This is a genomic window from Chromobacterium subtsugae (genome assembly GCF_035919665.1).
Taxonomy (GTDB): Bacteria; Pseudomonadota; Gammaproteobacteria; order Burkholderiales; family Chromobacteriaceae; genus Chromobacterium; species Chromobacterium subtsugae.
This window is the reverse complement of record NZ_CP142381.1, coordinates 880,616-903,131: the sequence shown is the minus strand read 5'-3', so window position 1 is coordinate 903,131 and position 22,516 is coordinate 880,616. Positions and strand designations below refer to the sequence as shown.

Here is a 22,516-nt window from a genome sequence, read left to right as displayed (position 1 = left end):
CAACCATGCTGAAAAAACCGCTCGAGCTCATCGCCCTGATCCTGCTGCCGCTGACCGGCTGTGACACCGCGCCCCCGCCCGGCATCGCCCCGGCGCGGGGCTTCCAACTGGAACGCTACCAGGGCCGCTGGTATGAAATCGCCCGCCTCGATCACCGCTTCGAACGCGGCCTGCAGGCGGTGAGCGCCGACTACAGCCGCAACGCCGACGGCAGCATCCGCGTGGTCAACCGCGGTTTTGACGAGGCGACCGCCAGCTGGCGCGAGGCGGTGGGCAAAGCCTGGTTCAACGGGCCCGCCGATGTCGCCTCGCTGAAAGTGTCGTTCTTCGGACCGTTCTACGGCGGCTACCATGTGGCGGCGCTGGACCCCGGCTACCGCTGGGCGGTGGTGGTGGGGCCGGACAAGGATTATCTGTGGCTGCTGTCGCGCGATAAACAAGCCGCCCCCGCCGCCAAGCCGGCGCTGCTGGCGGTGGCAGCCAAGCTAGGCGTGCCGGCCGACAAGCTGATCTGGGTGAGGCAGGACCGTGGCGGCAACTAGACGGCTCAATCCGGAAAAATTGCTGCTCAGCAAGTGGACCGCCGCCGCGCCGCGCGACAAGGAAAAGCACTTTCTGGTGGTGGCGCTGGGCCGGCCGGCGCCGGATGCCGCGGTGGAGACGGTGACGCTGGAGGCGGTCTACACCCGGCGCCGGCAAACCATGGCGTGGCAGGCGCTGCGCGACGCGGACCAATGGCTGCAGGGGTGGAAATGAAAGCCTGGCCATGGCGGCGAGGCATGCCCTTGCCTCGCGCCGGCAATGTTTTTATCGTTTAAGCATGTCTTCGCATCCATCTTCATGGAGTGTCGCCATGGAATTGTTCGATACCTTGTCCGCCCAGATCCGCCATATGCGCCTGCCGCTGTTCGCGGTCAGCCTCAGCGCCGTCCCCTGCCCCGATACCCCGCTGCTGCTGATGCTGCATTGGCATGGCTTCCGCAAAGCCGCCGCCGACCGCGCGCCGGCTGGCCAAGCCTCGCTGCGGCAAGTGCCGGCGTCGGCCTTGCAGCTGACGCGCAGATGGAGCGCGCTGTCGCGGGTGGAGGAGGAGATTCTGGACGCGGCCTGGCAACTGGGCGCCTGGAGCCTGCTGCGCGACGAGCGGCGCGGCTGCAACACCATGGGCGCCGCCGCCGGCGAGGAGCTGGCCTGCCGCCAGGCTTTTGGCGACTTGCCTGCCATCGACGACCAGGAAAGCGTCGTAGCCGAAGCGCCCGACGCACCGGAGCTGATGCGGCTGGCGGCGAGCCGCGGCTATGTTTGCTGGCAGTTCCGGCCGGTGCATGGCGGGCTGTGGCGCGAGCTGGCCGAAGACGACACGCTGGGCGAAGATGGCTTACGCCAGCCCCCTTGCCCGCTGGCGCCGCGCGTCTGCCGCGGCGGCAAGGCGGCCCGGACCGAATACCGTTTCGGCCGCATCGAGCGCGTCATTTTTTAGCCGCATTTTTTCTGAAAAAAACCTCTTGAAAAGTTTTTGGCCCGCCCTTACTTCGTCATTCGTCAGCCCATCAGGCTGAATTTGACCGGCAAGCGCGGGCATCTTCTCGCCTGCGGCAAGCCGGTCTTACCTACCGTTTCCCATGATCTGAATCGCACAGGAGATTGATATGCAAATCCGTCCTCTGCACGACCGGATTATCGTCAAGCGGGTCGAAAAGGTCCGCCAGACAGCATCCGGCATCGTCATTCCCGATAGCGCCGCGGAAAAACCCGAACAAGGCGAAGTCCTCGCGGTCGGCCCCGGCAAACGCTTGCCTGACGGCACCTTGCTGCCGATGCAAGTGCAGGTAGGCGACTTGGTCTTGTTCGGCAAATACGGCGGCCAGACCGTCAAGCTGGACGACCAGGAATACCTGGTGCTGCGCGAAGAAGACGTCTTCGGCGTGATCGAAGGCGCATCCGAATCCGGCCGCAAGGCTGCTTGATTTTCCCCATTCATCACAGGAGTTAAACCATGGCTGCGAAAGAAGTCCGCTTCCACGACAACGCCCGTGAACGCATCGTCAACGGCGTCAACGTGCTGGCCAATGCGGTGAAAGTCACCCTGGGGCCGAAAGGCCGCAACGTGCTGCTGGCGCGCAGTTTCGGCGCGCCGCACATTACCAAGGACGGCGTGTCGGTCGCCAAGGAAATCGAACTGAAAGACCCGTTCGAAAACATGGGCGCGCAGATGGTGAAGGAAGTAGCCTCCAAGACCGCCGACGTGGCGGGCGACGGCACCACCACCGCCACCGTGCTGGCTCAGGCCATCGTGCAGGAAGGCATGAAGTACGTCGCCGCCGGCATGAACCCGATGGACCTGAAGCGCGGCATCGACAAGGCCGTCCATGCCGTCATCAAAGAGCTGCAAATCCTGTCCAAGCCGGTGACCAACAGCAAGGAAACCGCCCAGGTGGCGGCGCTGTCCGCCAATTCCGACGAGGCCATCGGCAAGATCATCGCCGACGCCATGGACAAGGTGGGCAAGGAAGGCGTGATCACCGTCGAGGACGGCAAGTCGCTGGACAACGAGCTGGCCGTGGTCGAGGGCATGCAGTTCGACCGCGGCTACCTGTCGCCCTACTTCATCACCGATCCGGAAAAACAGACCGCCGTGCTGGAAGACCCGCTGGTGCTGCTCTACGACAAGAAGATCAGCAATATCCGCGATCTCTTGCCGGTGCTGGAGCAAGTGGCCAAGGCCGGCAAGCCGCTGCTGATCGTCGCCGAAGACGTGGAAGGCGAAGCGCTGGCCACCCTGGTGGTGAACAGCATGCGGGGCATCCTGAAGGTGGCCGCGGTCAAGGCCCCAGGCTTCGGCGACCGCCGCAAGGCCATGCTGGAAGACATCGCCATCCTGACAGGCGGCGCCGTCATTGCCGAGGAGACCGGCCTGACGCTGGAAAAAGCCGGCCTGGCCGAGCTGGGCAACGCCAAGCGCGTGGAAATCGGCAAGGAAAACACCACCGTCATCGACGGCGCCGGCGACAAGGCCAAGATCGACGCCCGCGTGCAAACCATCCGGGCGCAGATCGACGCCGCCACCAGCGACTATGACCGCGAGAAGCTGCAGGAACGCGTGGCCAAGCTGTCCGGCGGCGTGGCGGTGATCCGCATCGGCGCGGCCACCGAAGTGGAAATGAAAGAGAAGAAAGACCGCGTGGACGACGCGCTGCACGCCACCCGCGCCGCGGTGGAAGAAGGCATCGTGGCCGGCGGCGGCGTCGCTCTGTTGCGCGCCCGCTCCCATTTGGGCGAGCTGAAAGGCGACAACGCCGATCAGGATGCCGGCATCCAGATCGTGCTGCGCGCGCTGGAAGCGCCGCTGCGCGCCATTGCCGCCAATGCCGGCGACGAGCCGTCGGTCATCGTGAACAAGGTGCTGGAAGGCAAAGGCAGCCACGGCTACAACGCCGCCAGCGGCCAGTTCGGCGACCTGGTGGAAATGGGCGTGATCGACCCGACCAAAGTAACGCGCACCGCGTTGCAAAACGCGGCTTCCATCGCCAGCCTGATCCTGACCACCGACGCCACCGTGGCCGAAGCGGCGCAGGACAGCAAGGCCAACGCTGCCGCGGAGCTGGACTACTGATCCGCTGACCTAGCCCCTTTCGTCATTGGCCCGCGCTCAAGCGCGGGCTTTTTTTCGCTTAGACCCGCCAACAAAACCTGTCGATAAATCGCATGCAGATCAATGAGAAAGCCAGCTTGAGCCAGCTAGCCAAGAATGGAGGCGTTCCACCACCCAACGGTAGCGGCCCAATCTCTCGCTGCTTCCCACCCCGCGACGAGCAATTCGCACCAAAATTCCGCGTCGGCTCAGGTGTTCACGGCGACGGCGGTAGTCGTAGCCTTTATCAGCTTGCAACTTGCAGGGCTTTTGTCTGGGCCGTCCCGGCAAACCAGGAACCTCAGGCATCGCATCAAGCAAAGTTTCGAAGACCATGGAATCATGCCGGTTGGCGCCGGTAATGCTCAGCGCCAGTGGCAAACCTCGGCGATCTGCGATGATGTGCCGTTTGCTGCCGCATTTACCTCGATCGGTGGGGTTGGGGCCGGTCTCTTGCCCCCCGGTGGTTGGCAACGCTAGCCCCATCAATGCTGGCCCGGCTCCAATCAATTTGATCGTGTTGGCGCAGTTGTATCAGCAGGGCTAGATGTAGACGATCCCAAACGCCTAGCGCTTGCCAATCCCGCAGCCTTCTCCAATTAAGTCATTCCACTGCCAAAACCGAGTTCCTACGGGAGATCCTCCCAAGGAATGCCGGTGGTGAGAACAAACAAGATGCCGCTGACGACAGCAAAATCATCCAGCCTCGGACGCCCACCCCGGCGGGAGCGCGGTGGTGGAGAAAGTAGCGGCTGCAAAGACTTCCGGAGCTTCTGACTGACGACTTTCCGTTTCATCCTCGCTAGATGTGGTCGTGCCTATCTGGCATCAAGGGGTTTTGTTAGCGGCTCTAAGTGGTTTGGACTGTCCCGACGACCGGGCCAGTCTACCTCAGTCCCCTTCTAGACAAGCTTATCCAGCTCATCCTCGCTTGAGCTGGGGGTATTTTATAATACGCTCAACACCTTCTTTCACCATGATCAGCGCTACTTTCCGGATCATTTCCCTCATACTTTTCTAGTACGGCTCAATCCGGTGCCCGCGATCATCTCCCCCAGCCTTGGCCTGTCATTATAGACAGGCACTATTACTTGCTATGCGCTCAACGCTAACCTAGCCTGCAGAGTACATTTCTCAATTCAATATGATTGTCTAATTCACAATTGATTGATCACAAAAAACCATTCTGCCTTTTCACAATAGACAGCTTGGCGCCAAATGCAGCACAGTCCAAAATTTCGCTTTGTCAAATATTTTAAAGATTTTTCGTTACCCGCAACATAGCTTGACATTGCCCGTAAACCCAAACGTTTCCCTTGCTCCGTTTAAACCAAGCCACCACCCAATCTGACATGCAGAGGAAATTTTTCCATCTCGATACATCCAAGGGGAGGTAAAAGGTAAAAATTCATCACAGTCGCTTCACCAGCATGCGCTTCAGACGAGTGAGCCGACGTCACCGCCAATTTCACTCCCTAGGCGCATATTTATCACGCATTCTAAGCGAGTTCACCAGACATGGCTCAATACAAGGTTTATTTAAGTGGAGCTCCCAGAGTAATCGAGGCCAACGCCACAGACTCCCTGCGTAGCCTGCGGGATAAACTGGGAGGTCTGGCCAACGACTATAACTTTGTCTACCTCAACGATTTCACCGGCAACAAAACCATACTCAATGATAGATCGGTAGAGACCAGGCAAAGCATCAGCAAGGCCACTTTCAATGACAACATGATCATCATGACGCTCACCATGGGGTCAAAAACCGACCTTTTCGGTATGCGGACGGACTGGCTGACCGATAGACATATTGGTGTCAAGGTTTCGTTAAACAACTCCGATCCCAACGCCATTCGACAGAATGATGGCAAATTCCAACCTGTCATGCTGACCGATGTCCAGCCCTCCAACCCTGGCTCCAATGCCTTCTACTCGCGCGCGGTCATCTGCGAAAAAGGCTCCATCGTCGGCTTCAATATCAGCTCATGGGGGGCCGCGGGCTTCGGCTACAACATCTCCAGCGACAAAGACACTATTTGCGATGGGCTATACAACTGTTTCGGCAACGAGCCCAACCGTAAGGCGACTTCCTCATTGCTACGCTACCAAAGCTCCAAAAACACTATCCAGATCGAAAGCACCCAAGTGCTGGGCATTCCGACCTCGGATATCATTCACTACCAAAAAGTAACCGTGAAAACCTGGCGTCTCACCAAATACAGCAAAAACGGCCAAACCTACTCCAGCGACATGCAAGCGCCAGTCATCACCGCGCCGGGCCAAACCATGGCGCGTTTCCTATCCGGTAGCCTGGAAACCCAACTGCTGGCGGAAAGCGGCAGGAGCGGCTTCGACCCCGGCCCCGTCGGCGGCGACACTTTCGTGCCAGGACAAAGCATAGAAACCGGTGCCCCCAGCCGCGGCCCAGAGTCCCAGCAAAATTTTGGCAGCATCTACGATCTGCGCGAAGACGACCGCCACACTACTGTATTGGGTTCTGTAGTCTTTTATTTCTTCGTATTCAAGGATCGCGCCTCCGCCGACAGAGTCATCAACGTTTTGAATTCGCCAAACCCAGGCGCAATCGGCTAAGCAGACGCAAGCCAGCAAACTTTTTCAAGGAGTACACACGTGACATTCGCACTAGTGTTGGTGGAAAAGACAAACGGCGAGAAAAGAAATTTCCGGCTTGAGCTCGAGGCGACGCTGAGAACCACCCGGACCAAGCTGACTGAGGCCAGCTTCATGTCTGCCAGCGACGACTTTCTGGTCAATAATGCGCCTATCGACCGCAACGACGAAACCGAATTGCAGCTAAACGACCTGTGGACCTCCAGTGAAGCCAAAGTGCTACGGATCGGATCTGCCGATAACGGCCTGCCGGTGCCTGACAAAACAGTCGATCGCTACAACAAGCTAGATACGCAGCAGAAGCTGTCCCTGTTTAACAACCTGCAGATCTACCATGGCATCACGGTTTCACCAGAGAACGGCTTTGGTCGAACCTTCAAGGCCTGCATCTCCAGTTGGCAACCCAACCAGCTTCCGGCTGCGATCATGCCCAATTTCATCACCAAGGTCGTGGTGGAATCCACCTTCAACGAAGTTTCGCACAGTCTGACCACATCCAGCGTGGAAAAAGGGTCGGTCTCGCTGACCACACCCTATGGTGGGGGCGAAAGTGGATTCGAATACGCCAAGAGCCAAACCACTGAATCCAAGAAGGTAACGGAATATCTAAGCGCCAAATTCCTGGTAAACAAAGTGGTGCTAGACGTCGACATCGCTAATCTGCAATTAGTAGAGGACTTTGAGCAACAAGTTCTGGATGCTGTCCGTTCCTCTCTTCCCATAGACCAGTACGACAAATTGATCCGCGTGCTGAACGAGCGCGGCTACTACATACCCAAGCGCTTCACACTGGGCGGCTCCATCACCTCCACCGAAACCACCAAGGTTTGGGAATACTCCGAGTCCGAGAGCGAGAAACGCGAATTCTCTGTTGGCTTCAAAATTGCGATAAAGGGCTTTGGTGGCGGCGGCGACTATTCGAATAGCCAAGGCAGCGAAAGCTCCAATAGCCAGACCTCGAAATACTCCAACCTTACCCTGTCCAAGAAGGGCGGCCAAGCCGATGCGAGCAATTACGCCGAGTGGACCAAAACGCTGAATCCGGCTATCAATTGGGATGTGATCAGCTATGACGAGCTATACCCCACCCTGGCGCTGCTCAAAGACAAGCGACTGCTGCATTTCTGCTTAAACGTGCTGGAGAATTACTACACCTATCCTACTGTGATCGACAAGCAGAAAATCATTCACATCGGCCAATATGTCACTCGCGTTCAGTCCTTGCTGTCCTCTAGCGGAACAGGCATAGGCTGAGGTCTACATCACCGCGTGAACTAAGCGCTAGGTAAGTTATCACCAAAACTTATTTGAAGCTGCGTAAGTACGCTTGGGGCTAAGCGAAGCCCAACATTCTCGGAATGTCCACGGTATGCGTTGGGCTTCGCAAGCTTCTTGCAGGTGGTCTGTCCCACTCCCCATGGACAGAGGGTTAAGCACTAAGCTCTGAACGGCGGCGTTCGAATTCAACCGGGGTCAGATACCCCAGGGTTGAATGACGTCGTTGGTGATTGTAAAAGCGGATGTAATCAAACACATCCGTACGCGCCTCCTCGTAGCTCCGGTAGTGGGTCAGATAAACACGTTCCGACTTCAATGAACGGAAGAAGCTCTCCATCGCTGCATTATCCCAGCAGTTCCCGGTGCGGGAGTGGCTCGATACCATTCCGTGCCGTTTCAGCAATGCCTGGTAGTCAAAGGCACAGTACTGACTCCCGCGGTCCGAATGCAGAATCACCTCTCCTGAAGGCTGGCGGCGCGCCACTGCCATCGTCAGGGCAGCATGCACCAGTTCTTGCTGCATTCGATGATGCATGGCCCAGCCCACTATCGCCCGGGAGTACAAGTCGAGCACCACCGCCAAGTACAGCCACCCTTCGCCGGTCCGGATATAGGTCATATCCGACACCCAACGCTGATTGATGTCGCCACCAGCAGCAAATTGTCGCTGCAGCAGATTAGGCGCCACGGGTAGAAGGTGTTGACCACCACTGACGGGTCGACAATGTTTACGAGTTCTAACCCTGATACCGTTTCGCCGCATCAGGCCCGCGATGCGATGCCGCCCGCAGGCGAAGCCCTGTGCAAGAAGTTCGGCATGAATACGCCGATGGCCATAAATACCATTGACCTCGGCATGCACCAGCCGGATTTCACGTAGTAGTTGTCGGTTCGCCATCTCTCGCGCCGAAGGTGGGCGGTGTAGCCACGCATAGTAGCCACTGCGGGACACACGAAACAGTTGGCACATCGGGGCTACCGGGTAGCGGTCCGACAGCGCCTGAATCGCGCGGAATTTCACTTCATGGGTTGCGAGAAGATGGCGAGCGCCTTTTTTAGGACATCGCGCTCCATGGTAACGCGGGCCAGTTCATCCCGCAGTCGCTTGAGCTCGGCGGCTTCACCGGTCTGTTTGCCTCGGCCAGGGAAGGCATCGGGTCCTGCGTCTTGGAGTTGACGCTTCCACTTGCCCAGCAGCGACTCGGTAATGTCGAAGGCTTGGGCAACATGCCGTAACGGGGTGCCGGCAAGTACCTGCTCAACCGCTTCGCGCTTGAGGGCCTCCGGGAAAGTACGTCTGGTCTTGATCATGAACACTGCTCCTTGGTGGGGATTATCCACCTTAAGTTAGTGTCCACGGGGAATGGGACAGACCAAGAAGACTACCGCTGGCAGATGGCCGTCAGGCCACCAAACCCTTGCGTCTGCCATAACAGATAGGGCCATAATGGCCACTTAGTCGGGCTTTGAGCGCTGCAGCAGAGTGGCGCGCTTGAGGGCAAAGTAGTGCTCGGCCTCCTCATGTGAAACACCGGGCCGGGGATCATCCAGCGCGGCCTGGACGGCTTGGCGAACGTACTCGTTATAAGAAATCGCAGATTCGGGAGCGAGAGGGATGGGCTCTGGCAATGGCATGGGGTCTTCTCCTGACTTTCGCTACTAGTGTATTGCAGAAGGAGCGTTACATGGCAACCACGATTAAAAGCACAGCACGTCGCATGGCAGGAGGCACGGGGCATAAGCACATCACATAACCGAGCTTATCAGCCGAGTGGTCTTGGAAAAGTTGCTTGGCCAACTCCAGGCAGCCCCACACAGCCCCACACAGCCCCCAGGATGGGGCCACAACAACGCTCAACTAGCGACTCGGACCAGACATGCAGCCCTCCTGAGGGCCAGCCGATTTCAGTTCATGGAAAATCGTCGTCCGGCATAGCAAGCCCATCTGACATACATGCGCTCCGACATCACATCCGATAGTCGCCCAGGCGCCTGAGCACATCTCTGCCCAATACATCAGCAAAGAGATGCAGCAACTCCCCCTGAGAATAGGCAAATTTCTGCCGGAATGGCGACTGCTCCAACCAACACGCAAAGGCCTCGCGACCACTCAAGTAGTCGCTGCGATTGAGCCGTAGCCGGGCCTCAGCAATCAGACACAAGATAACGGTGCCGGCTTCCAAGGTGGGCGAAGCAATCAGCTCGGCGCCGAGCTCTCGAATCCCCTCCCGACTCCGCCAGAATTCCTCGCGCGCGTGGCGCTCATCGATCAGTCGGTAGCGCCACTGGCCTTTCAGTTGCAAGTACACCTGCTGGATTTCTGGCCAAGTTAGTGCTTTCCGTTCGAGTACTGACCAGAACAGGTGACGATACCAGGCTGCCGTGCCGGGATAGTCCTGCTCGACCACACTGATCACCGAAGCCTGACCCGTGGGGCCATCGTCCTTTGGGCTGACCAGTCCCTTTTGATACTTATGCCAGAGACACTGCCGCTGCCTTTTCCCCTGCGGGTTAGCCGGCGCATAGAAACGATCCAGGTCGGCCAGCGGGGCACAAGACACCTGCTGAACCAGTTTCACCCACGTCACCACCCGTAATTTCTCATAAGCGCTACGCCGCGGACGCCCTCGCTTTTTCATCGCTCCCACAGCCCCACTCCATGCCTAATGGTAGTGGAAAAGAATTATCAATAATATTCCGAATTTAGAAAAGGAACTTAACCAGCAAGGCCCAGCTAAATTTAGGTAAGAAAGGCCTAAAACCCTTACCAGGCAAGGAAAGCAAACCCAAAACCCATCATTAAAAATGAATGCGCGATGCGGTTTTAACCAGCAAAAACTACAAAAAATGCGGCTTCAACCCCTTGTTTTCGACTCGACGTCTTACATCGTGAGCTCTCCTGAGGCGCATTTTGCACCGCAGGGAAATGGAAGGAGCCATAGCCGGATCACGACATTATCGATACAAACAAAACGGCCCAGGAAGGTGTCCTGAGCCGTTTGATGCCGCTCATCCAGTTTGCCGACTAGATAAGCGCAGCATACAACAGACCGCGTTGAATTCAAGCGGCCTGGAGGTGCCTGCATCTTGCCGCATCGATAGCGTCCCAGCCACGGCTCCGCGTGAACGATTTCACACGGAGAGTATCGTCATGTTCAACCAGCAAGCACTCGAAGCGTTCTACCTTCGACAACAACTCGGCATCCGCGCGCGCAAGGCCATCGAACGCGTCCGAAGCCATCCCCCCAGCCGCCGCGTGCGCAGCAGCGCCGGCAATGTCGCCTGCCGCTTCCCCAGCAAAAAAATGAACTGCGTGATCCAGGCGGAGAGCCACCACAATGAACTCGGCGCCATCTACCTGTGGGAGCGCGACCCTGACGTCTACGAGTTCTACGATCAGCCGGATCCGATCAAGCTCAGCTACACAGCCGAGTCCCGCAAGATCAGCTACATGCACACCCCGGACTTCTTCCTGATATCCGAAAACTTCACAGGTTGGGTGGAATGCAAACCGGAATCGAAGCTGCAAAGCCTGGCCAAGAAATACCCGCAGCGTTTTCGGAAGATCAACGGGGAATGGGTGAGCCCTCCGGGCCAAGCCTATGCCGCGCAGGTCGGCCTGGGTTACGCCCTGCGCTCCTCCCAAGAAAACAATGGCGTGCTGATCCGCAATCTCAAGTTTCTGGACGACTACTTCGATGCCGAAGCCATGGAGCCATCGCCATCCGAATACGCCCTGGTCGACCAGCTCTTCCAACTGCGCAGCTGCTACAGCCTGCATGAACTCCTGCTGGCGGAGCCGCGCCCCCTTCCAGACACGATCTACAAAATGATCGTGGAGGATGAACTCTACATGGATCTGAGCGTAAGCCTGCTCAGCGATCACAGTCATGCGCTGATTTATCGCGACTACAACACCGCCCTGCTGATCCAGCAACAGGCACGCAGCGCATGCCAAGTCCATCCGATCAGCTTCGAAGCGGGCAGCAAACTGCTCTGGAAGGGGCAATCCTGGGAGGTCATACATCAGGAGCAAGACCAGCTCACGTTGGCCTCCTCCTCCGGGCAAATACTCCCGCTAGCCTGGGAGTCAGTCCAAGGACTGCTCGATCGCTGCGAACTACAGGCCGACGCTGAAGCAGAACAGCTCTCACTGAAAAATCAGGCTTTCGCCAAGATGTCGAATCATAGCCGCGCAGACTTGCTGAGCGCCAAGCTGCGCCTGGACAAGCTTGAAGGCCGGAGCGCCACTTCGGTGCGGAGCTTACGCCGCTACCGCCATAACTATCAGCAGGCGAAAGACCTCATGGGGAACGGCTTTGTCGGCCTGATCGACCAGACCGCGCGCAAGGGCAATCGAACGCCTCGCTTATCGGAAGTGACCGTGGAGCGGATGAATACCGCGCTGCGGGAGCACTACCTCAACCAAAGCAACGCCAAATTGTCCATGGCCTACGCCATGCTACTAGGACAGTACGTAGATGAGCCGGATGCGGCGCCCAGTATCAAAGCTTTTCGCAAAGCGTTGAAACGGATGCGCACCCATTATGAGGTCAAGCTCATCCGGGAAGGCAGCAAAGCGGCTTACAACCAGAAAGAACTGGTTTGGACCGAAGCTGCAGTCTTTCCGCCTCATGGAGAGTGCCCCTTCGATATCGCTCACATCGATCACACCCAGATCGACCTGATGGGCCGTGAACTGGGCCCAGACAGTAAACCTCAACGTCTCTGGCTCTCGGCAATGATCGATGGCTACTCTCGCATGGTGCTGGCCAACTACTTCAGCTACGGCACCCCCACGTCCATCAACACCATGATGCTGATCCGTCAATGCGTGCAAAGGCATCATCGACTGCCAAGCACCATCGTGACGGACGGCGGCAAGGACTTCGCCTCCACGCATGTAGAAACGCTCCTGGCCTCGCTCTACATCACCAAGAAGACACGTCCTCCTCATGCCCCGCGTTTCGGCGCCACAATGGAACGCCTGTTCGGCGTCCTGAATCAGGAGATCTGGCACAACCTGAGAGGCAATACCCAACTGCTACGGGATCCAAGATCCTGCTCTCCCAGCCATGATCCGCGAAAACTAGCGGTCTGGAGCCAGGAGAAAGTCGAAGAGTACTTCGAAAAGTGGCTGAACGACGTCTACGAAGTGAACCAGCACACCTCTCTACAAGCGTCGCCCCGGCGCGTCTTCGAGACTGGCTGCTTCACATCCGGGGCCCGTGCGCACACGCGCATAGCCTGCGATCTGGCCTTCTTGATTCATTGCCTGCCTCAAACCAAGGCCAAGGGACACGCCATCCACGGAGGCCGCGGCATCAAGCATAACAATCGCTACTACTGGAACAATGCGTTCCGCCAGCCGGAAGTGCAAGCCACCAAAAAGATTCCCGTGCGCTATGACCCCTTCGACCTATCCACCGTCTACGCGCAGATCAATGGCGAATGGCTGAGCTGCCGCAGCCAGGACCGCACTCGTTACCAGGATATGAGCGAGCACGCCATTCGCCACGAGGCGCTCGCAGACCATTTGCTTACCGTACAGACGTCTGAAAAGCGGATCGAAGACGCCAAACGCAAGGCCGATTTCTATCGCGAGGTCCATCACGCCGAAGCCGCCCAAGCTGAAGAGCACAAAAAGCTGGCGACTCAGGAACACGTTGCAGAACCCACCACCCCGCCCCCGCCGATTCTCCCATCGCACCATACGCTGACGGTTTTCGGAGATTTCTGACATGAACACACTGCTCAATCAAAACCAGGAACAGAACATGCGCGAAGCCCACGTAGCTGACTTTTTGAGCCGGAGGATCAACCACCCCAAGCTGAACGACGCGCTGAAACAGCTGGAAGACACGCTATGGCAGAAGTCGCATCCTGACATCATGGTACTAACCGGACCAACCGGCGTCGGCAAGTCCACCCTCGCGAAGAAACTGGAGCAACGGATCCAGGAGCGGTTTGCCACAGACATGCGGCGCCAAGTCGACATGGTCCCCGTGCTCCACCTGTCGATTCTTTCCGCCGGCAGCAGCACCTTCAACTGGAAAGAGCTTTACAGCCGGATGCTGCAGCAACTGAGCAGCGTCAGTCCCCAGCTCACGCTGCCGTTCGACACGGACGAGATGATGCTGATCGATGAGCCGATCAAGCTGGGGCGCTCGGCGCCGACGGCGAACAGCCTGCAAAGCGCGCTCGGCAAGGCCGTCAAAAAACGCGGCGTGCGCGCCATCATCCTCGACGAGGCCAACCAGCTCCTGCTCGGCCATAAGGCGCAGGAGCAAAGTCGGCAGTACGAAATCCTCAAATCGCTGGCGGCCAGCACCAGCGCCGTCATCATCCTGGTCGGCACTTACGATCTGCTGTCCATCCAGGAGCAGAGCGCCCAGCTGGTGCGGCGCACCCGCATCATCAAGCTGCCGCACTACCACAGGACCGACAAGGATGACTGGGAGTCCTTCTGCTCATCGCTCAGCACACTGATCTCATGGATGAATCTGCCCCGCCAACCAGACCTGCTCCACAAAGCAGAGTATTTCTACCTCAAATCGGCAGGTTGCATCGGCATCCTGAAGCCCTGGTTGGATAGCGCATACGAGTACTGCCGCGAACATGGACTCGATCAACTCGACATGGATGTGGTCGAGCAATTGGCTCCAGAAAACCGCTCCATTCTGACCATTCTGAAAGAGGCCCAGGCAGGGGAAATCCGCCTGCAGGATATCCCTATGGATGAGCTACGCCAGCACTGCCTGCTTGGCGAAAAGGACTACAAGGAGTCGCATCACTACCGCGATGGCGACAACCACCGCTATGGCAAACCAAAACAGAAACGCAGACCCGGGGAGCGCCATCCCACTCGCGATCAAACCGGTTGGAGACCTTGAAAGGGCGCGGATCATGGACAGGAATCACAACGTCCCCAACCCAAGCGCGCTGTTCGTCTTGCCGCCCATGCAAGGCGGCGGCCGCGCGACGGAAAGCCTGCTGTCGTATCTGGTGCGGCTGGCACATGCGCACCAGATCGACGTACGGCGACTGGTTCGCTACACGGTATGGCCGGTACTGCCGCTAGACGGTTCCGGCCTAGCCATCTCGTTTTACCGGGAGGACGCCAGAACGGTAAACGGCATCGGCCGCTATGCCTACGCATTTACCCAGGCCTTAGAGCGGCTCACCTCGGTACAGGGCCTGGAAGGTCTTACCTTCCAGGCCTGGAAAGGCGTGATCCCGGAAATCGGCGCCGGTTTTCTGGCCAAGGAGGTACGCTGGTGCCCCGCCTGCCTGGCAGAGCAACGGCACCAGCGCGTTGACAGCCACTTCCCGCTGGTCTGGTCCTTGGATGCCTACCGGGTGTGCACCCGGCACCACCGACAGCTACAACACCTGTGCCCCTGGTGCGGCAAGCGCCAACAACTGATCCCACACTATCCGGACCAGGCACGCTGTACCCACTGTTGCGGTTACCTCGCGCCGGCATCCAGCCTGCAAACGCAAGAAAGCATCCAGGAAGCCGACCTGCACCGCGCCCACTCACTGGAAAGCATGATCGCCACGCCTGAAGGCAGGATCATGCCCACGCAGCCGCAGCTGATGGCCATCCTGCAAACCGCGGCGGAACGCTGGACTGAAGGGGAAAAGAAGAAACTGTCGCTGATGCTGGGCCTGGGCGACCGAGCCATCGGCGGCTGGGCCAACAAACAGCAGAAGCCGGCATTTCCACAGTTGCTCCAGATCGCAGGCAAGCTGGACATGACGCTGTACCAGCTATTCACCCAGCCTCTGCCGGATCAGGCGCCAAGCAGCGCCTCACCCGCCCCTGCAAAGGGCAAACCACACCCTGCTGCCCAACGGAGCAAAGCCACTCTCGAATCACAGCTTCGCCAGCAGCTCAATGCCCCCAACACCACGGAACCAGTCTCCCGCATCCTGAAGCGCATCGGCGTGACGCGTAGCTACGCCAAATATTGGTTTCCAGAACTGTTGGCACAGCTAGCGCACAAGCACCAGCAGTCACAACAACAGGCCACTGCCGAACGCCAGATAGAAGACGTGGAACGGGTAGGCAGAATCTTCAGGAACCTCGTCGCCCGCGGGGACTATCCGAGCATCCGCCGGATGTCCCAGGCCCTGCGGCCTTATCGGCTATCGCTGCAACGCGGACCGCTGCGCGAGGAGTACAACAAGCTGCGGGAAAAAATTAAAGTATTAATGCGTTAACGCAAAGCTCTTAAAATGACGAGCCGTTAATTTAATGCTGGAATTTAAAAACAGTTAAAACATAAATCCGAAAATAGCTCTACCGATAAAAAACAAGAAGATAATGGCAACATAAACCAACGTCCCTTGAGGGAAAGAGCTAGCACACGACAATAACCAATTCGGAGTTGGCTCGTTAGCATCCAAGTCTGTTTTTAAAATACGCCCATCCAATATAAATGGAAGCCAATAATCCTTGACAATTCCATTAGCCTCATCAAAAAAACCACTATGCCCAACATCATGAAATCGATCAACTATCCCATAAGATCCAAAACCATTCGACCCACTAATTCCATACCCCCACGAAGACAGTTTTGCCAAAACTGGCAACTTATCTTTAACGCCTATGTCATTAACTATGAGTTTTGGTTTTGTTGGCAGCAAAGACCAATCAAAGTCCTCTCGAACAACAGAACCACAAAGCAAAAGTTTGGAAATCGATATGTGATTGTTTTCTCTAAGGATACGGTTTATTATATAACTTCCAAAGCTATGAGCCACCACAATTAATTCTGCATCAGCATTATCTCTCATTACAGCCTGGAGGCCTTTTAAAACTCTTGCAATTGGCTTTTCACGAGTTTGAAAAGGAATGATAAATCGAAGCAAATCAAAATAAAAATATTTAAGTTTTACGACCTCTACATCAGCAAACTCAGCAAGTGCTTTTTCTACCTTCCCTTGCCAAGCCGCAAATGTTCTGATCCCATGGACCAAAACAACAATCTTCTTGGCTCTCGGAGGTGGCAATCCAACTTCATTTAAAAGGGCAAATAAATTTTCCGCTCTACTTCTTTGATCCTCAGATAAACAACGTAGATATTTTTGAAATATCTTCAGCTGTTGATGAGAGGGTATCTCTTTTAAAGAAAGCAGAAATTCAATAATGGCGTTTTCGTCGACCATGAGTTCTATTTGAATTCGTAATATGTTTTGATATTATCAAAATCCACCACAACTCGCCGTCCCGTCCTAAAATCGTCAAGTTCTTCAGGAATATCTACAATTGAGTCATAATCTGGACCAATACCTCCACCAGATTCAGATTCAACTCTAATGACCCGCCTGATTAACTTTTTAGAAGTTAAACTATCCATAATAGCTACAAAAGCACCAAAAGAATGCGGGCGAACTAGGCTAAATATCCTAGCCGTCGGTAAAACCTTAACGGCTTTATAAGGCTCGATGGGAAAAACCAAATCTGACAATCTACTGATTGCCTCTTCTTCTTGGGGAAATTCAGCTATTAAGTAATCTAATTTGTCGGAGGACATAATTATAGTCTCCTGGCGTGCACCTTGCCGTAAGAATAAATTCATTTATCTCACCAGTTAACTGAACATGAATATCCTTTGTTGGCACTAACTCATTTTCCCGGCGAACAAACCAGAAATTCGAGCTATCACAATAACCATCATGCTCCATAAATGAATTTATTGAACTAAGAACACCGCTATCATTTGAAAGACTGGCACTTTCTTTCCCTGTCGATGCCTTCATAACATTGCCATTATCATTGCGCATTGACAGATCAGAAGACCTTACGACATCAGACAGCTTTTCTTTCTCACTCCAAAGACGGCCTTTAATTACTCCAAGATCAAGCTTATTATAGATCTTATCAAAAGCAATTTTATCCGACTCCAATAAGAACGGTTGCAATAACAATAATAATTGAACGACTGACTTGCGATAGGCTGTTGAGTTTGTATGGGATGCAATTCTCAACTCTAAAACCCCATCACTATTCAGCTTGGCAACATTTACTGTTCGCTTTGGCAGCACAGAATAAAAAACTGCAACAATATTTCCACGCTGCCTCTCTCTCAACACCTTACGAACATATCTCGTTTCTGTTACTTTCAGTACCAAGGCAGTGCCAGCCTCGCCAGATATTACCCAGCGCACATCTGTCAAAGTTGGGATACTGGGCAAATCTAAAACATCTGGGCTATCAATTAAATGCCCTTTACCTATTGCAGTCAATCTAGAGTGGACAAACTGCTGATCTATTAGTTTCTTTGCCACGCTCGCATCTACAGTCCACAACTGAACATGCTGATGCCCACATTCCTCCGCATCTCGCAGCAATTTAATCAAGTCATCTTCTGTCAATTCATGCTTTTCCAAAGCAGGCTTTATTCTTTTTTCAATCATTTGCTCCCAACTGGGCGCAGAAAAAGTAAGCTTTTTGTGCTTCAAATAATTTGAAACAACCTCCAAACTTGTATTCTGCTCCAGCAATTTTAGCAGAACTTCAAGCTTATTCCTATATATTGGGGCATTCAAAATATTCGTTCCTCACAAAATTGACATTATTACAACAACCAGTGACTATTTAAATGAAGCCAAAAGAAATAAAAATCATCGCTAAATTAAATAAAATTCAGATACAGATTTTTTAAAAATCACATCCAATTAATAAGCAGCGACAATCTATGGCTCCCATTCTCACTCAGCCAATATGCTCAATAAGCATAGGCATCATTTACTATATATTCAGGCAAAAATACACTTAACTATCTATTCAGAATTAATCAACTTGACTGAATAGAGTCACTTCCCTGCCTAAGAGAAGTCAGTAAACAGCCGAAACAGAATTTAGCTCTAAATCACGCTAAATTGTATGCAAAAAAAGTCTCAATCGGAACGATCTAGAGAGCACTGCAATTTATGATAAACGACTACAAGCATAGATAGCTAGGGAGACTTTGCATCTTAAATATTTGATTTAATATTTTTATCTCATTACAAATAAATGCTTAATGCTCAGAATCCCCATGTTCCAACACTTACACGACCTACATAAGAAGAATCCTACCTATCAAAAACATAGCCTCGCCAACATCAAGAAGACTAATTTTTCAGATGGAACCATAAGCTGGCCAAACTCAATGACTTGCCCCCATAAGCTGGCCAAGACCTAGGACAGCGTTTCAAACGAAGAAAGTCTTGCCGGGCAATGTTTTCAGAAGAGGGTGAGGGAGAGAAGCGGAAAAACTTCAAGACAGAGGACGATCGGATGGACGAAACGGGAAGTATAAGCTGGCCGTTTCGGCCAACTTATGCTTCCCGTCACACACGCTGCCAAGCCCTTGATATTCCTTGGTGGACCGAAAGGGGATCGAACCCTCGACCTCTGCATTGCGAACGCAGCGCTCTCCCAGCTGAGCTATCGGCCCATTGCGCCATGATAGCACAATGGCATTTTCATTCAACCACCCTGCCCGCCAGCGGCAGCGTGAACCAGAACACGCAGCCGCCGGCCGGGCTGCTGACCGCGCCGAATTCGCCGCGGTGGAATTCCACGATGGAACGGCAGATGTTGAGGCCTATGCCCATCCCTTCCGGCTTGGTGGAGTAGAACGGCGTGAACAGGTTGTCCTGCATGCCGGCGGCGAGACCGGGGCCGTTGTCCACCACCTCCACCCGCCATTTGCCTTCGCCCACGCAGGTATGCAGCTGCACCGACGGCTGCGGGGTGTCGGCTTCCACCAGCGCTTCCACCGCGTTTTTCATCAGGTTGAGCAACACCTGCTCGATCAGCACCGGGTCCATGTCCAGCAGGCAGGCGCGGCGGTCCGGCTCCAGCTGCAGGCTGACGCCGTGCTTGGCCGCCAGCGGTTCGGCCAGGCTCAGCGCCCGCGCCACCGCCCGCGCCGGGTCCACCCGCTCCAGTTGCGGCTCGTGCTTTTTGACGAAGGCGCGAATGCTGCTGACGATTTGCGCCGCCCGCCGCGATTGTTCGGCGATGGCATGGATGGCGTCGCGCACGCCGGCCGGCAGCTCCAGCTGTTCCGGCAGGCGGCGGCTGACGCCGGCGGCGTAAGTGTGGATGGCGGTGAGCGGCTGGTTCAGCTCGTGCGCCAGCGTCGAGGCCATTTCGCCCATCGCGATCAGCCGGGCGGTGTTCTGGAAACGGTCTTGCTGCGCCTGTTCGCGCGCCTCGCGGCGGCGGTCTTCGGACACGTCGCTGAGTATCGCCAGCCAGGCCGCTTCGCCGTTCACCCATTCGATGCGGCGACGGCGGATCAGCAGGCAGCATTCGCCGGCGACGATGAATTCCTGGCCGTACTCCTCGTTTTCCGGGCCGGCCCTCAGGCCGGGCAGCAGCACGCAGCACGGCGCGTCGGCGTCGCCCACCAGCCATAGTTCGGCGAAGCCGGGGTTGGCGTACAGCAGCTGGCCGCTGCTTTCCGCCACCACGCAGACGCCGGCGGCCAGGCCGTTCAGCACGGTGAGGAAGCGGCGGTGGGCAGCGTCCATTTCCTTGCGCTGGCGCTGGCGTTCGGTGATGTCGAACATCGAGGCGATCCAGCCGTGCTGGCTGCCGTCCTCCCGCACCAGCGGCGTGGCGAACAGCCGCACCACCAGCGTGTCGCCGCGCTTGCGCATCAGCGCCAGCTCGAAGCCCTGCTCCGGTTGGCGGTTGTCGCGCACCGCGTCCATCGCGTCGGCCAGCACGCCGTGCTGATCGGCCGGCCAGAACGGGTGCGGCGGGTAGCTGCCCACCAGCTCTTCCGGCGCGAAGCCCAGCATGTCGCAGAAGGCGCGGTTGACGCGGACGATCTCGCCTTCCAGCCCTATCGCCACCAGGCCGCTCTTCATCGAATCCTCTATCGCCTGCCTGAGCGACACTTCCTGCGCCAGCTTCTGCTCCGCCGTGGCGCGCTCGCGCATGTGGCGGCGGATGCGCCACACCGCGTACCACAGCGTCAGCAACAGCAGCACGATCACGCAGGTGAGCACCGGCAGGGTCAGGCCCAAGCCGCTGCGGTAGGCCACCGCGCGCAGGTAGAGGCCGTAGCCGGGCGGGTCGAAGCTGGTCTGGTGCGAGATATTGCCCGGCCGCTCGGCGGCGTCGAATTTCTGCGCCAGCGTCTTGCCGCCCAGATCGAGAATACTGATGTAGTTCTTGGAGGCGATCCACCACGGCACCTGGTGGTAAAGCAGCCCGTCCAACTGATAGGAGAAACGCAGCCCGCCCAGCAGCTGGCCGTCGCGCACCACCGGCACCGCCAGGTCGAACCGGTATTTGCCGTCGGCGCCCTGGTAAGGCGCGCCGTAGCTGGAGCGCAGCAGCCGCGACGCACGCCACAGGCCGTCGAACTCGGCCGGCCCCAGGCTGCGGCGGTCGCGGCGGATGCCGTGCTGGTCCCATTGCACCTGGTTGCTCGCGTCCACCCGCTCTATCGTCAGCAGTTCGGGATTTTCCCGCATGTAGAACGCGGCCAGATGGGCGAAGCGCTGGCTGTCCACCTTGCCGGCGGCGATGTCCCGCGCCAGGCCGTCAGCCCATTCCTGGTGGCCTTCCAGATGCATGCGCAGCGATTGCTCCAGCCACAGCACCTCCTGGATCAGATTGTCCTGCTGCTCGTCGCGCCAGTCGCGGTACACCAGGTAGCTGAGGCTGCACAGCGCCAGCAGCAGCGCGATCAGCGCCAGGCTGACGCTCAGCCACAGCAGGCGCGGCGCGCGGCGGATGCGGGAGTCGGGTGCGGACATGGGCGTCACATTGCAAGGTTAAGATGCCGGATGATAACAAGCCCGCCGGCCCGCGCCGTGAAAAACGGCATGCTGGAATTCCCTAATGGCAGAGCGGGGCTAGAGCTTCTACTTTATGCAAAATAACACCGGCAAAACCGGGGTTCGCATACATAACTAAAGCTACAAAGCTATTTGGAGACGCTCTCATGAAACGCAAATACGCCGCGCTGGCCATCTGCGCCAGCCTCACCCTGTCCGGTTTCGCCCAGGCCGCCGGCGAAATCGTCATCAAATTCAGCCACGTGGTATCGCCGGACACCCCCAAGGGCAAGGCCGCCGAATACTTCAAGAAACTGGCCGAGCAACGCACCCACGGCCGCGTGAAGGTGCAGGTCTACCCCAACAGCCAGTTGTACAAGGACAAGGAAGAGCTGGAAGCGCTGCAGCTGGGCGCGGTGCAGATGCTGGCTCCCAGCCTGGCCAAGTTCGGCCCGCTGGGCGTGAAGGAATTCGAAGTGTTCGACCTGCCCTACCTGTTCGACAGCTACGACGAAGTCAACAAGGTGATGCACGGCCCGATCGGCAAGCAGCTCTTGGGCAAGTTGGAGAGCAAAGGCATCAAGGGCCTAGCCTACTGGGACAACGGCTTCAAGAATTTCTCCGCCAACAAGCCGATCAAATCCCCGGCCGACCTGAAAGGCATGAAGATCCGCATCCAGTCGTCCAAGGTGCTTGAGGAAGAAATGCGCACGCTGGGCGCGCTGCCGCAGGTGATGGCTTTCTCCGAGGTATACCAGGCGCTGCAGACCGGCGTGGTGGACGGCACCGAGCTGGAAGCCTCCAACCTCTACACCAGCAAGGCCTACGAGGTGCAGAAGAACCTGACGCTGACCCAGCACGGCTTCCTCGGCTACGCGCTGATCGTCAACAAGAAGTTCTGGGACGGCCTGCCGGCCGACGTGCGCGGCCAGCTGGACAGTGCGGTGCAGGACGCTACCGTCTACGCCAATCAGATCGCCAAACAGGAAAACGAAAAAGCCGTCGCCGCGATCAAGGCGTCCGGCAAGACCAAGGTTTACGTCCCCACCCCGCAAGAGCGCGAAGCGTTCAAGAAGGCGCTGGCGCCGGTGCACCAGAAGATGGCGGCCCGCATCGGCCCGGACCTGCTCAAGCAGATCTATAAAGAAACCGGCTTCAACCCCAACAAGTAAGCAAGCCCGC

General features: G+C 56.6%; 19 protein-coding genes, 1 tRNA gene and 1 pseudogene. 11 read left to right on the top strand and 10 right to left on the bottom strand.

Going from position 1 to position 22,516, the window contains the following annotated elements:
* The first annotated feature begins 5 nt into the window (after window positions 1-5).
* The 5 genes from U6115_RS04450 (at window position 6) to groL (ending at window position 3,613) form a co-directional block, all read left to right on the top strand.
* Entirely contained in the window at window positions 6-542 is a 537-nt protein-coding gene (locus U6115_RS04450) for a lipocalin family protein (protein WP_043581082.1), read from the top strand.
* Window positions 529-756, top strand: a complete 228-nt coding sequence (locus U6115_RS04445; RefSeq protein WP_043581086.1) for a TIGR02450 family Trp-rich protein — start codon at window positions 529-531, stop codon at window positions 754-756. Before U6115_RS04450 ends, U6115_RS04445 begins: the two co-directional genes overlap by 14 nt.
* Before the next feature lie 97 nt (window positions 757-853).
* Window positions 854-1,480: a hypothetical protein gene (locus U6115_RS04440; RefSeq protein ID WP_043581087.1), complete on the top strand. Its 627-nt coding sequence runs from the start codon at window positions 854-856 to the stop codon at window positions 1,478-1,480.
* Window positions 1,481-1,649: 169 nt separating this feature from the next.
* Window positions 1,650-1,967, top strand: a complete 318-nt coding sequence (locus U6115_RS04435) for a co-chaperone GroES (protein ID WP_043581089.1) — start codon at window positions 1,650-1,652, stop codon at window positions 1,965-1,967.
* Between the two features lie 29 nt (window positions 1,968-1,996).
* The gene (groL, locus tag U6115_RS04430) at window positions 1,997-3,613 is read left to right on the top strand and encodes a chaperonin GroEL (RefSeq protein ID WP_043581091.1); all 1,617 of its coding nucleotides are present in this window, start codon (window positions 1,997-1,999) and stop codon (window positions 3,611-3,613) included.
* A gap of 58 nt (window positions 3,614-3,671) precedes the next feature.
* Here groL and U6115_RS04425 read toward each other — a convergent pair.
* A pseudogene (locus U6115_RS04425) lies at window positions 3,672-4,428 on the bottom strand (IS5 family transposase).
* 721 nt (window positions 4,429-5,149) lie between these two features.
* Between U6115_RS04425 and U6115_RS04420 the strand changes: the two are divergent.
* Both U6115_RS04420 and U6115_RS04415 read left to right on the top strand, forming a co-directional pair.
* Window positions 5,150-6,223: a hypothetical protein gene (locus tag U6115_RS04420; protein WP_146008369.1), complete on the top strand. Its 1,074-nt coding sequence runs from the start codon at window positions 5,150-5,152 to the stop codon at window positions 6,221-6,223.
* Between the two features lie 39 nt (window positions 6,224-6,262).
* Complete coding sequence (locus tag U6115_RS04415; protein WP_059184237.1) at window positions 6,263-7,516, top strand: MAC/perforin domain-containing protein; 1,254 nt, start codon at window positions 6,263-6,265, stop codon at window positions 7,514-7,516.
* A gap of 175 nt (window positions 7,517-7,691) precedes the next feature.
* Here U6115_RS04415 and U6115_RS04410 read toward each other — a convergent pair whose 3' ends face one another.
* The 4 genes from U6115_RS04410 to U6115_RS04400 all read right to left on the bottom strand — a co-directional run bounded on the left by U6115_RS04410 (window position 7,692) and on the right by U6115_RS04400 (window position 10,119).
* Window positions 7,692-8,561: an IS3 family transposase gene (locus tag U6115_RS04410; RefSeq protein ID WP_326912746.1), complete on the bottom strand. Its 870-nt coding sequence runs from the start codon at window positions 8,559-8,561 to the stop codon at window positions 7,692-7,694.
* Window positions 8,558-8,851, bottom strand: a complete 294-nt coding sequence (locus tag U6115_RS04405) for a transposase (protein WP_043580908.1) — start codon at window positions 8,849-8,851, stop codon at window positions 8,558-8,560. Before U6115_RS04405 ends, U6115_RS04410 begins: the two co-directional genes overlap by 4 nt.
* Before the next feature lie 144 nt (window positions 8,852-8,995).
* Window positions 8,996-9,175 carry an antitoxin PaaA2 family protein gene (locus tag U6115_RS22770; RefSeq protein ID WP_043577140.1) on the bottom strand — a complete coding sequence of 60 codons (180 nt, stop codon included), beginning with the start codon at window positions 9,173-9,175 and terminating at the stop codon, window positions 8,996-8,998.
* A 332-nt stretch (window positions 9,176-9,507) separates the two neighbouring features.
* Entirely contained in the window at window positions 9,508-10,119 is a 612-nt protein-coding gene (locus U6115_RS04400) for a hypothetical protein (protein ID WP_146008370.1), read from the bottom strand.
* A gap of 572 nt (window positions 10,120-10,691) precedes the next feature.
* Here U6115_RS04400 and U6115_RS04395 point away from each other — a divergent pair.
* The 3 genes from U6115_RS04395 to U6115_RS04385 are packed head-to-tail and all read left to right on the top strand — an operon-like array spanning window position 10,692 to window position 15,766.
* A complete protein-coding gene (locus U6115_RS04395) occupies window positions 10,692-13,280 on the top strand; it encodes a TnsA endonuclease N-terminal domain-containing protein (RefSeq protein ID WP_043577133.1) in 2,589 nt (862 codons plus the stop codon).
* Window position 13,281: 1 nt separating this feature from the next.
* Window positions 13,282-14,433 (top strand): TniB family NTP-binding protein, encoded by a 1,152-nt coding sequence (locus U6115_RS04390; RefSeq protein ID WP_043577130.1) that lies wholly within the window; start codon window positions 13,282-13,284, stop codon window positions 14,431-14,433.
* Between the two features lie 13 nt (window positions 14,434-14,446).
* A complete protein-coding gene (locus tag U6115_RS04385; RefSeq protein WP_043577128.1) occupies window positions 14,447-15,766 on the top strand; it encodes a TniQ family protein in 1,320 nt (439 codons plus the stop codon).
* A gap of 54 nt (window positions 15,767-15,820) precedes the next feature.
* Here the strand turns inward: U6115_RS04385 and U6115_RS04380 are convergent, their stop codons facing one another.
* The 5 genes from U6115_RS04380 to U6115_RS04360 all read right to left on the bottom strand — a co-directional run bounded on the left by U6115_RS04380 (window position 15,821) and on the right by U6115_RS04360 (window position 21,313).
* The gene (locus U6115_RS04380) at window positions 15,821-16,714 is read right to left on the bottom strand and encodes a hypothetical protein (protein ID WP_146008371.1); all 894 of its coding nucleotides are present in this window, start codon (window positions 16,712-16,714) and stop codon (window positions 15,821-15,823) included.
* Between the two features lie 5 nt (window positions 16,715-16,719).
* Window positions 16,720-17,082, bottom strand: a complete 363-nt coding sequence (locus U6115_RS04375) for a hypothetical protein (RefSeq protein ID WP_146008372.1) — start codon at window positions 17,080-17,082, stop codon at window positions 16,720-16,722.
* Window positions 17,048-18,097 carry a hypothetical protein gene (locus U6115_RS04370; protein ID WP_146008373.1) on the bottom strand — a complete coding sequence of 350 codons (1,050 nt, stop codon included), beginning with the start codon at window positions 18,095-18,097 and terminating at the stop codon, window positions 17,048-17,050. Before U6115_RS04370 ends, U6115_RS04375 begins: the two co-directional genes overlap by 35 nt.
* 817 nt (window positions 18,098-18,914) lie before the next feature.
* A tRNA-Ala gene (locus U6115_RS04365) sits at window positions 18,915-18,990 on the bottom strand.
* 28 nt (window positions 18,991-19,018) lie between these two features.
* A complete protein-coding gene (locus U6115_RS04360; RefSeq protein WP_043577123.1) occupies window positions 19,019-21,313 on the bottom strand; it encodes a PAS domain-containing sensor histidine kinase in 2,295 nt (764 codons plus the stop codon).
* A 188-nt stretch (window positions 21,314-21,501) separates the two neighbouring features.
* On the opposite strand from U6115_RS04360, the gene U6115_RS04355 reads away from it, so the two are divergent.
* Window positions 21,502-22,506, top strand: coding sequence for a TRAP transporter substrate-binding protein (locus U6115_RS04355; protein WP_043577121.1), 1,005 nt, complete (start codon window positions 21,502-21,504; stop codon window positions 22,504-22,506).
* The last annotated feature ends 10 nt before the right edge of the window (window positions 22,507-22,516 follow it).